Here is an 11,427-nt window from a genome sequence, read left to right as displayed (position 1 = left end):
CCGAAGCACCTGGACGAGAAGGTCGCGCGTCTGCACCTGGACGCGCTGGGCGTGAAGCTGACCACGCTGACCCAGGAGCAGGCCGACTACATCGGCGTCCCGGTCGAGGGCCCGTACAAGGCGGAGCAGTACCGCTACTGACGGAACGTCACCACAGGTGAGCGCCCGGTGTCGAGCTTTTCGGCGCCGGGCGCTCGCGCATCCGCCACCAGGCCCGCACTAGCAGCCCTTAAGCCCGGTGGCGGACCGTTACGCGCGTGGGGAGGGCACCGTCGCGGGCACCCCAGGTGACCGGCGGACCGCCGGTCGGCAGACAGCGCATCCAAGGGGGAGTCATGGCGGGGTTTCGGACCTTCACCGATCTGATGCTCGACCGCGCGGAGCAACAGCCCGACGCGGACGCCCACATTGAGCTGAGCCACTACCCGGCCGGCGTGGCGGAGCGGCGGACGACCTACGGCGAACTGGACCGCGAGGCCCGCCGGATCGCCTCGCTGGTCCGCGCGCACGGCGGCGAGGGTGGGCCAGTCCTGCTCCTCTACCCGTCCACCACCGACTTCCTCGCCGCCTACCTCGGCTGCCTCTACGCGGGCGCGGTCGGCGTCCCGGCCCCGATGCCGGGCACGACCGGCCGGGCCGCAAAGGTCGACCGCGTCACCGGGGTGCTCCAGGACAGCGCGGCCCGGCTGGTGCTCACCGACTCGGCGAGCGCGCCGGACGTCTCGCTGTGGCTCGCCACCTCCTTCGCCGACGGTGTGACCTGCGTCGTCACCGACGACCCGGCGCGCGGCGACGCCGACGACTGGCGCCGGCCGCGCACCGGCGCCGAGGACCTGGCCTTCCTGCAGTACACCTCCGGCTCGGTCTCCAAGCCACGCGGCGTGATGGTCTCCCACCGCAACCTGATGGCCAACCACGAGGCCCTGCGGGCCACCCTGCGCACCACCCGCGAGGACCGCTTCGGTGGCTGGCTGCCGCACTTCCACGACATGGGCTTCATCGCGCACCTGCTGCACCCGCTCTTCCTGGGCGGCGCCTCGGTGCAGATGTCGCCGGTCTCCTTCGTCAAGCACCCGCTGCGCTGGCTGCGCGCGATCGACGACCACGGCGTGACCGTCGGCGGCGGCCCCAACTTCTGCTACGACCTGTGCCTCACCCGCGTCCGCGACGAGGACGTGGCCGGCCTCGACCTCTCCCGCTGGCGCCTGGTGCTCAACGGCGCGGAGCCCGTCCGGGCCGACACCCTGGAGGCGTTCGCGGCCCGCTTCGCCCCGGCCGGGCTGCGGGCCGGCGCGATGTACCCGAGCTACGGGCTGGCCGAGGCGACGCTGCTGGTCTCCGGCGGCACGCCCGGCGAGGCCCACGGCCGCACCGCGGTGGACCCGAGGGCCCTGGAGCGCAACGCCTTCGAGCCCGTCACGGACGGGACGGCCGGCGCCCGGACGCTCGTCTCCTGCGGCCGCCCGGCCGGCTACGACCTGCGGATCGTCGACCCGCAGACCGGCGCCGAGCTGCCGGGGGGCGCGGTCGGCGAGGTGTGGCTGCGCGGGCCGAGCGTCGCCGAGGGCTACTGGCGGCGGCCCAAGGAGAGCGAGGAGACGTTCAGAGCGACCCTGCGCGGCGGCGCGGGCGGCTACCTGCGCACCGGCGACCTCGGTGTCCTGCGCGACGGCGAGCTGTACGTCACCGGGCGGGTCAAGGAGGTGCTGATCCTCAACGGGCGCAACCTCTACCCGTACGACATCGAGGCGGCCGTGCGCTCGACCGCGCCGCAGCTGTCCGCCGCGACCGGCGCGGCGTTCGCCGTCGACGCCGGACGCGAACAGCTGGTGCTGGTGCAGGAGGTGCGCAGCGCGGGCCACAACGAGCAGTCGCTGCGCGAGCTGTCGCGCCGGATCATCGAGAAGGTCGGCCGCGAGTTCAACGTGCCGGTGGCCAACCTGCTGCTGGTGCGGCCCGGGACCGTCCGGCGCACCACCAGCGGCAAGGTGCAGCGCACGCTGATGCGCACGCTCTTCCTGGCGGGGGAGGTGCGCGGCGACTACGAGGTGCTGGACGGGGCCGTGCGGGCCGTCATCCGCGCGAAGGACCGCGCGCTCGGCGAGGACCTGCTCCACCCCCAGCCCGTCGGCGGGGGAGTGCAGCCGTGGTGACCGCCCTGGCCGCCCCGGGGAGCCCTGCCGTGACCGCGGACGCGGCCGCCGGGCGCGCCGCCGACCTGGAGGCCCGCCTCGGCGACCCCGGCGACCCGGCCAACCCGCTCGGCTTCGCCGCCCTGCTGCGCGCCGACGAGCAGGCCCGGCGCTTCGACGACGGCGAGGCCGCGCTGGACGACTTCGGCGGCTGCGCCGAGTTCGTCCCCGCCGGGCTCGGCGGGCGCCTGGACACCGTGCCCGGCCTGGTCGAGGTGATGCGCCCGGTGTTCCGGCGCGACGTCTCGCTCGGCATGGGCTACGGGATGACCAGCTACATGGCCGCCTCCGACGTCTGGACCGACGGCACGCCCGAGCAGCAGTCCCGGCTGGCCGGCGTCATGCTGGCCGGCGGCCGGGCCGCGATCGCGCAGCCCGAGACCACCCACAGCAACGACTACGTGCGCAGCCAGGTGACCGCCCGCCGGCCCGCCGGCGGCGGCCTGCTGCTGAACGGCGGCAAGCCCGCGATCAACAACCTGGACCGCGCCGAGGCGCTCGTGCTGTTCTGCCGCACCGACCCGGCCCCCGGCACCCGGAGCCTGTCGGCACTGCTGTTCGACCCGCGCGCCCTGCCGCCGGACCGGGCCCGCACCCTGCCCCGGCACCTGGCCGTCGGGTTGCGCGGCTGCCGGTTCGCCGGGCTGGAGTTCGACGACTGCCCGCTGCCGGACGAGGCCCTCCTCGGGCCGCCCGGCCACGGCATCGAGGCCGCGCTGCGCTCCTTCCACCTCAGCCGGACGGTGATGTCCGCGCTCGCGGTCGGCGCGGTGGACACCGTGCTGCGCACCGCGGCCGGTTTCGAGCAGGCGCACCGGCCGGGCGGCTGGGGCGCGGCCCGGGCGGCGCGCACCGACGCGGCCGTCGCCGGCGCCTTCGTCAACCTGCTGCTGTACGACAGCTTCGCGACGGTCGCGCTGCGCGCCCTGCACGTGCTGCCCGAGCAGACGAGCGTCTATTCGGCGGCGCTCAAGTACCTGCTGCCCCGGGTGCTGATCGAGACGATGTACGAGCTGTCGACCGTCCTCGGATCGGGCATCTACGCGCGCGAGGGCAGCCTCGGGATCTTCCAGAAGCACCTGCGGGACGTCCCCGTGCTGAGCCTCGGCCACGCCGGGACGGTCGCCTGCCAGGCCACCGTGATCCCGCAGCTGCCGTGGCTGGCGCGGCGCTCGTGGGGAGCGCAGGAGCGGGCCCCGGCCGGGCTGTTCCGGCTGCGCGATCCGCTGCCGCCGCTGCGCACCGAGCGCCTGGACCTCGCCTGCGGGCGGGACAGCCTCAGCGCCGAGCTGCTGGCCGGCGTGCCGGAGGAGGCGGCCGGACGGGACCGGGTGCTGACGGTGCTGCGCGGACTCGTCGCGCTGATGGCCGACCAGTTCCGCGAACTGCGCGACCAGGTGATCGAGCTGGAGGGCGACCCGGCCGCGCGCGAGGTGGCCGGCTTCGCCCTCGTCGACCGGTACGCGCTGCTGCTGGCCGGGGCCTCGGTGCTCGGCGTCTGGCGGCACGCCCGGGACGGCGACGACCCCTTCCTCGCCGACCCGTCCTGGGCCGCCGCCGCGCTGCACAAGGTGGCCCGGCGGCTCACCCCGAAGGTGCCCGACCTGCCGCCCGGGTGCGAGGCCCGGATCCGGCAGGAGGTGCGGATCCGGTACAGCGCCCGGCACAGCTACGACCTCTGGAACACGCCCGTATCCGGCTGACTCCTCGGGCCCGGCCCGAGGAGAGCCCGGCCCGACGAGCCGCCGGACCACCCGCACGACAAGGAGCCCTGCGATGACCGCCCCCTACCGCCTGCCGACCGCGACCCCGGGCGTGACCCTGCCCGAGTGGCTGTCCGCCCGAGTGGCTATGTACCTGCGCCGGCCCGCGATCAGCATCCAGCCCACCGTGCCGCTCGCCGAGTACGGCATGGACTCCGTCCAGGCCCTCAGCCTCTGCGGCGACCTGGAGGAGGAGTTCGGCCTGGAGGTCGAGCCGACCCTGCTGTGGGACTACCCGACGATCGAGAGCCTGCTCGGCCACCTGAGCCAGGTGCTGCCCGACCTGCCCGCGGCCGCCGGGGAGGGAGTGCGTTGAGCGACGGCATCGCCGTCGTCGGGCTCGACTGCGCCTTCCCCGGCGCCGCGGGACCGGAGGCCTACTGGGACGTCCTCATGCGGGGCGCCGACGCCGCCGGGGCGGCGGCCGGCGCCCGCTGGGACCGCGCCGCCTTCCCCGACCTGCCGCCCGGCGCACTGATCGCCGACGCGGACGCGTTCGACGACGAGTTCTTCTCCATCGCCCCGCGCGAGGCCGCCGCGATGGACCCGCACCACCGGCTGCTGCTCCAGTGCGCCTGGCGCGCCATCGAGGACTCCGGGGTCGCGCCGGCCGCGCTGGCCGGCACCGGCACCGGCGTCTACGCGGGCGTCATGGGCGGCGAGTGGGGCCGGCTGACCATGGCCGACCCCGACCGGATCCGCCCGCAGGACGGCTCCGGCACCAGCGCCGCGATGACCGCCAACCGGATCTCCTACCACCTCAACCTGACCGGTCCGAGCCTGGCCGTGGACACCGCGTGCTCGTCCTCGCTCGTCGCCGTGCACCTCGCGGTCAACGCCCTGCTCGCGGGCGAGTGCGACACCGCGCTCGCGGGCGGGGTCAACCTCGTGCTCTCGCCCGTCCTCGGGCTGGTCTACGAGCGCCTCGGCGTCGGCTCCCCGGACGGCCGCTGCCGCCCGTTCAGCGCCGACGCCGACGGCATCGGGCGCAGCGACGGCGTGGGCGTCGTCGTGCTGCGCCGCCTCGCGGACGCCGTCGCCGACGGGCAGCGGGTGTACGCCGTCGTGCGGGGCAGCGCGGTCAGCCACGACGGGCGCAGCAACGGCGTCACCGCGCCCAACCGCTGGTCCCAGCAGAAGGTCCTGGAGCAGGCCCTGCGCCGGGCCGGGATCACCCCCGACCGGGTGGCCTTCGTCGAGGCCCACGGCACCGGGACGCTGCTCGGCGACGCCATCGAGTGCGCCGCGCTCGGCACCGTCCACGGGATCGAGCGGCCGGCGCCCTGCGCGATCGGCTCGGTCAAGGGCAACATCGGCCACACCGAGGGCGCGGCCGGCATCGCCGGACTGATCAAGGCCGCCCTCGCGCTGCACCACCGGGTGGTGCCGGCCAGCCGGTACGCCGACCGGGAGAACCGGCAGCTGCGGCTGGCCGCCCGGGGCCTGAAGCTGCTCGGGGCCCCGCTGCGGCTGCCGCCCGGCGAGTCCTTCGCCGGGGTGTCCAGCTTCGGCATGGGGGGGACGAACGCGCACGTCGTGCTCGGTTCCGCGCCGCGCACCCGCGTGGCCCGCCCGCGCCGCGGGGACCGGCGGGGACGGTGGGAGGGCGGCGTGTTCACCGTCACCGCCGACACCCCGCAGGCGCTGCGCCGCAACCTCGCGGAGCAGGAGGCGGCGCTGGTCCGCCGCCCGCACGAGCCGGCGGCGGCGACGTGCCTGCGCAGCAACCGGACCAAGACCGGTCTGCCGTACCGGTTCGCCGTCGCCGCCGGGGACACCACCGAGCTCGCGGGGGAGCTGCGGCGGGCGCTGGCCGGTGCGGACGAACCGGGCGAACGCCCGTGGGGCGCACCGGTGGTGGCGTTCGCCTTCACCGGGCAGGGCAGCCAGTTCGCCGGGATGACCGCGGGGCTGTACCGGGACTCGGCCCGCTACCGGGCGCACCTGGACGCGGCGGACGCCGCCCTCGCCCCGCACCTGGGCCGCTCCATCCGGGACCTCGTCCTCGCGGGCTCCGACGACCTGCGGGACACCGGCCTCGCCCAGCCCGCCCTGTTCGCCGTCGGCCACGCGCTCGCGCACACCCTGGCCGACCTCGGGGTCCGGCCGGTGGCGGTGCTCGGGCACAGCGTCGGCGAGGTCGCGGCGGCCGTGCTCGCGGGCGCGCTCGAACTCGGCGACGCGGCCCGGCTGGTGGCCGCCCGCGGCGCCCTCCTGCGGGAGCAGCCGGCCGGCGGAGGCATGCTCGCGGTCGGCGCCGGGCGGGAGCGCCTCGCGGAACTCCTGGCGGCGGAGCCGGAGGTGGCGATCGGCGCCGTCAACGGCCCGGCGGACACCGTGCTCAGCGGGCCGGTGGCGGCGCTGGAGCGGATCGACGGGGCGCTCACCGGCCTCGGGGTGCGGACCCGGCGGCTGGAGGTGTCGCACGCCTTCCACACCCCGCTGCCGGCCGCTGCCGAGGAGCGGTTCCGGGCGGCGGTCGGGCCGTTGGCGGCGGGTGCCCCCGAACTCCCGTTCGCATCGACGTACCGTGGACGTATGATGCATGACGGTCCGTCAGATCCACCGGAGCTGCTGGGAGTGGACTACTGGACCGGCCAGGCGGCCGGGCCCGTGCTGTTCTCGGACGCCCTCGCCGCGCTGACCGGGGCGGCGGCCCCGACGCACCTGGTGGAGATCGGCCCGCGGGCCCACCTGCTGCCGCTGGTCGGCCGCGCCGGGCTGCCCGAGGTGCCTCGGCTGCTCCACCCGAGTCCGGGCGGACGGTCGGGCGGGCGCGAACTGGCGGCGGTCCTCGCCGAGTTGTTCCGGGCCGGGCTCGACCCCCGGTGGGAGGCGCTGTACGAGCCCGGGCAGCCGGACGCCGACCGGCTGCCGGCGTACCGGTTCGCCACCGACCACCGCTACTGGGCCCGCTGGAAGCCGGCGCGCACCCCGTCCGAACCGAGGCCCGCAGTCGAACCGCCGGTTGACATCGCCCATGTGACGGATCATCCGTACCACGCGGACGACCCGATCCTGGCGGCGGTGCTCGACGCGATCGTCCAGGTCGGCGGCTACGCCGAGGACGCCGTCCGGCCGCAGGCCCGGTTCTACGAGGACCTCGCCTTCGACTCGGTGATGATCGTCCAGCTCAAGGTGCAGCTGGAGGCGAGGCTGCCGGCGCTCGGCGAACTGTCGGTGCCCCACCTGCTCCCGGCGCTGCGCAGCATCGACTCGCTCGCGCAGTGCCTGCGCGAACTCGCGCTGGTGGCGGCATGACCGGGGGCGGGGGGCACACGGGGGACGGGCAGGACACGCAGGGCACGGCGGACACGGGGGACACGGGGGACATGGAGAGCATCACCGCGTACATCGCGGGCGTCGGCACGGCACTGCCCGGCGAGGCCGTCGACAACGCCGCACTGGGCGCGGCGCTCGGGGTGAGCGCCGAATGGATCGACGTCTTCGTCGGCACCACCCACCGCCACTTCGGCCGGGACCTGGCCACCGGCGGGGTGCGCCGCACCCTCACCGACCTGTGCGCCGAGGCCGGCCGGCACGCGCTGGCCGCGGCGGGCCTGGACCCGGCCGACATCGAGTTCCTGGTGCTCGCCACCGCGACCCCGGACACGCTGCTGCCCACCACCGCCAGCGAGGTCGCCGACCTGCTCGGACTCGACCAGCTGCCCGCCTACCAGATCCAGGCCGGCTGCTCGGGCGCCCTCCAGGCCGTCGAACTGGGCCGGGCCCTCCTTGCCGCGGGTGCCCGGGCCGGACTGGTCATCGGCGGTGACGTCACCCACCGGCACCTGGACCTGCGCGCCGACGCCGCCCGGATCCCGGCCGACGAACTGGTCAACTACGTCCTGTTCGGCGACGGCGCCGGCGCGGCCGTGCTCACCGCCGAGCCCGTCGCCGAGGCCGTCGCCGTGCGCGGCGTGCTGCACCGCCTGGTCGGCCGCGGCCGACCGGCCGGACAGCGGATCGACTGGTACGGCGTCACCGACCGCGACAGCGAGCGGCCGATGCTGCGCGAGGACTACAAGGCCATCGAGGAGGGCGTGCCGGCGCTGGCCGGCGAGATCCTCTGGGAGCTGCTGGAACAGCTGGACTGGCGCCCCGCGGACGTCGACTACCTGCTGCCGCCGCAGCTGTCCGGGCGGATGACCGAGCGGATCGTCAAACAGCTGGCCGTCGACGGACCCCGCGAGGTCTCCTGCGTCGCGCAGACCGGCAACACGGGCAACGCCCTGCCCTTCCTCCAGCTCGAACAGCTGCTGGAGGAGATGGCGCAGGGCGAGCGCGCGCTGGTGCTGGCCGTCGAGTCCAGCAAGTGGATCAAGACGGGACTCGGCCTCGAGCGCGTCGGGAGCGCCGGATGACGGCCCTCGACCGCCTGCGCGAACTGCGCGCCCAGGGCCGGCTGGAACGCGAGTACGCGGCCGTCGCCGGACTCCTCGCCGACGAGGAGCTCGCCGCCGACCCCGACGGGCCGCGCCGGGCCGCCCGGCTGCTCGCCCGCCTCGACCCGGACGCCGTGACCGCCTCGAGCCCCGGCACGCCGAGCGTCACGGTGGCGATCACCGGCCAGTCCACCGTCGCCGGACTCGTCGACCCGCTGACCGTCGAACTCGCCCGGCACGGCCTGCTGCTGCGCCCGCTGCTCGGCGACCACGGCGCCTACCGGTACGACCTCGCCGACCCCGGCGGCCGGTTCCACGGTGCCGGCGCGGACCTCGCCCTGTGCCTGCTCGACCCGGAGACCGTCTTCGCCCGGCTGCCCGCCGTGTGGCGGCCCGCCGACGTCGAACGGGCCGGCGCGCAGGTGCTCGCCGAGCTCGCGCAGCTCGTCGCCGGATACCAGGGCGTACTCGTGCTCAACACCGTCCCGCTGACCCGCCGCCACACCCACCAGCTGATCGACCGGCACGCCCGGACCCGACTCGCGCTGGTCTGGCGGGAGTTCAACGCCGGGCTGCTGCGGCTGGCCGAGGAGCACCCGGGCGTCCAGGTGATCGACCTCGATCCGCTGGTCGCCGAGACCGGCCCGGTCCACGACCCGCGGCTCGCCGCCTACGCGCGGGCCCACTACACCGAGCCGCTGCTGACCGCCTATGCGCGCGAGGTGGCCCACCTCGCGCGCGCCCTGCGCGGCCTCGCCCGCAAGTGCCTGGTCGTCGACCTCGACCAGACCCTGTGGGACGGCGTCCTCGGCGACGACGGACCGGACGGCATCGCGGCCGCCGGCACGCCGCGCGGCGAGGCGTTCGGCGCGTTCCAGCGCGTCGTCAAGCAGTTGGGCTCGCAGGGCGTGCTGCTCGCGGTGAGCAGCAAGAACGACCCGGAGCAGGTCGCCGCCGTGCTGCGCGACCACCCGGACCTGGTGCTGCGCCCCGACGACTTCGTCCGGGTGCGGGCGAACTGGGAGCCCAAGGACGGCAACCTGCTGGAGATCGCCGGCAGTCTCGGCATCGCGCCCGGCGCCCTGGTGTTCGCCGACGACTCGCCCGCCGAGCGCGCCCGGGTGCGCCACGGCGCGCCCGAGGTGGCGCTGGTGGCGCTGGACGACGAGCCCGCGCTGCACGCGTCCCGGCTGCTCGCCGACGGCTGGTTCGACTGCCTGCGGCTCACCGCCGAGGACGAGGACCGCGCCCGCCAGTACCGGCTCGACGCCGAGCGCGCGCGGCTGCGCGAACGGGCCGGCGGGGAGGCGGACTTCCTGCGCGAGCTGCGGGTCGGCGTGGAGCTCGCGCCGGCCGCGCCGCACGAGCTCGAACGGTTCGCCCAGCTCACCCAGCGCACCAACCAGTTCAACCTGACCGGCCTGCGGCTCACCGCCGCCCAGCTCGCCCTGCGGGCCGCCGACCCCCGGTCGCTGGTGCTCGCCGCGCGGACCTCCGACCGCTTCGGCCCCAACGGCCTGACCGGTGCGGTGCTGGGCCGCTGGGACGACGACGGACTGCACCTGGAGAACGTCTGGCTCAGCTGCCGGGTCTTCTCCCGCGGCATCGAACAGGCCTGCCTGGCGGCGGTGCTGGCCCTGGCCGCGGAGCGCGGGGCGCGGGCCGTCCACGCGTGGTACCGGGCGACCCCGAAGAACGGCCGGACCCGCGGGTTCTATCCCGCGCTCGGCTTCGCGACCGTCGTGGAACACCCCGACCGGGTGCATTTCCGACACGACCTGGCCGGGCCGCCGGCGGTCCCGGACCACATTGTCATGGTCGGGCCGAAGTATTCCGAGGTGCCAGGGGCTCGGGGGGTCACGGGGACTTGCGTGGCTACCGGGACCGCGGGGGCGGGAGTGACTTCGAAGCCTTCGGGGAATTCCGCGGACGGGGCCGTCGTATCGCGTGTTTACGAATCCTTGGTGGAGTGGGAAGAAATGCGGGGGAAGAGGTGAGTCCGGTGGGTTTCGACGCCTTTCTGGATCTGCTCCGGGAGGAATTGGATCTGGAGCCGGCGGGGCTGGGGCCGGAGGCCGAGTTGGAGGCCGTTCCCGGCTGGGACTCCGTCCTGCTGCTCCAGCTCGTCGTCGTGCTGGAACGCCGGCAGTCGCCGCCTAAGCGGAATCTCCCGATCCGCGACCTGATCGAGGCCCGCACCCTGGGCCGACTCCACGAACTCGCCACGGAGGTTCGATGACCGCCCCCGGAGACTCCGCCCTCGGCCCGCCGCTCGGCGCCCCGATCCGGGTGGGCGGCGGCGCCGACCCCGCGTGGGACGAGGTCGGGCGCCGGCTCAAGGCGGACGGCACCGCCCTCGTGCACGCCGAACTGGCCGACCTCCTGCCGGAGATGCCCGCGGGCGACGAGTTGCGCCGGGTGCTCGGCCGGGACTGGAGCCGTTACCTGGAGCTCGCCCACGCCGACGTCCGCGCCCGCTACGCGGCCTCCCGGGTCATGCTCAAGACGGCCGCCAGCAAGGTCCTCGGCGGCGACCCGGGCGCCCTGGAACTGGCCTACGGGCCCACCGGCCGCCCCTACCTGCGCGGTTACGACCAGATCGACATCAGCCTCAGCCACACCGAGGGCCTGCTGCTGGTCGGGCTCACCCGGCGCGGCCTGATCGGCGTCGACGCCGAACGGGCCGACCGGCCGCTGTACAGCAGCGGGCTCAGCCGGACCGTCTGCACGCCGTTCGAGCTCGTCTCGCTGGCCTCCCTGCCCGAGGCCGAGCGGGACGCCGGGCTCGTGCGGCTGTGGACGCTCAAGGAGGCCTACAGCAAGGCGATCGGGCAGGGCATGCAGTTCCGCTTCACCGACTTCGGCTTCGGCCCGGACGGCAAGCCGGTGCGGGTGCAGCGGCCCGACGGCACCACCGGCACCGGCGACGAGTGGGCGTTCCGCACGTTCACCCTGGACAGCGGGTACTGCGTGAGCGCCGCCGTCTACGACGCCGGCTTCGGCGCCACCGCCGACACCGTCATCACCACCATGCTCGACCCGGACTGGGTGGACGCCATCAACGACGCCCTGGAGAACGGCGGGTGA

Annotated in this window: 9 protein-coding genes; all 9 read left to right on the top strand. The window is 75.4% G+C overall.

The window, feature by feature from the left end:
• Positions 1–141, top strand: a 141-nt coding sequence (locus tag PUR71_RS01535; protein ID WP_329924247.1) for an adenosylhomocysteinase, incomplete at its 5' end; no start/stop codon positions are given.
• Positions 142–335: 194 nt separating this feature from the next.
• Positions 336–2,153, top strand: coding sequence for a fatty acyl-AMP ligase (locus PUR71_RS01530; RefSeq protein ID WP_329924455.1), 1,818 nt, complete (start codon positions 336–338; stop codon positions 2,151–2,153).
• A gap of 29 nt (positions 2,154–2,182) precedes the next feature.
• Complete coding sequence (locus PUR71_RS01525) at positions 2,183–3,895, top strand: acyl-CoA dehydrogenase (RefSeq protein ID WP_329924454.1); 1,713 nt, start codon at positions 2,183–2,185, stop codon at positions 3,893–3,895.
• A gap of 73 nt (positions 3,896–3,968) precedes the next feature.
• Positions 3,969–4,271 (top strand): acyl carrier protein, encoded by a 303-nt coding sequence (locus tag PUR71_RS01520; protein WP_329924453.1) that lies wholly within the window; start codon positions 3,969–3,971, stop codon positions 4,269–4,271.
• Complete coding sequence (locus PUR71_RS01515; RefSeq protein ID WP_329924452.1) at positions 4,268–7,216, top strand: type I polyketide synthase; 2,949 nt, start codon at positions 4,268–4,270, stop codon at positions 7,214–7,216. The genes PUR71_RS01520 and PUR71_RS01515 overlap by 4 nt, the downstream gene beginning before the upstream one ends.
• Positions 7,217–7,287: 71 nt before the next feature.
• The gene (locus PUR71_RS01510; protein ID WP_329924451.1) at positions 7,288–8,319 is read left to right on the top strand and encodes a 3-oxoacyl-ACP synthase III family protein; all 1,032 of its coding nucleotides are present in this window, start codon (positions 7,288–7,290) and stop codon (positions 8,317–8,319) included.
• Positions 8,316–10,337 carry an HAD-IIIC family phosphatase gene (locus tag PUR71_RS01505; RefSeq protein ID WP_329924450.1) on the top strand — a complete coding sequence of 674 codons (2,022 nt, stop codon included), beginning with the start codon at positions 8,316–8,318 and terminating at the stop codon, positions 10,335–10,337. The genes PUR71_RS01510 and PUR71_RS01505 overlap by 4 nt, the downstream gene beginning before the upstream one ends.
• 5 nt (positions 10,338–10,342) lie before the next feature.
• Positions 10,343–10,579, top strand: coding sequence for a phosphopantetheine-binding protein (locus PUR71_RS01500; protein ID WP_329924449.1), 237 nt, complete (start codon positions 10,343–10,345; stop codon positions 10,577–10,579).
• On the top strand, positions 10,576–11,427 hold the full coding sequence (locus tag PUR71_RS01495; RefSeq protein WP_329924448.1) for a 4'-phosphopantetheinyl transferase family protein: 852 nt from the start codon (positions 10,576–10,578) through the stop codon (positions 11,425–11,427). Before PUR71_RS01500 ends, PUR71_RS01495 begins: the two co-directional genes overlap by 4 nt.

Origin of the sequence: Streptomyces sp. SP17BM10 (genome assembly GCF_036322405.1) — a bacterium.
Lineage (GTDB): Bacteria > Actinomycetota > Actinomycetes > Streptomycetales > Streptomycetaceae > Kitasatospora.
This window is presented reverse-complemented; position numbering and strand designations above follow the sequence as displayed.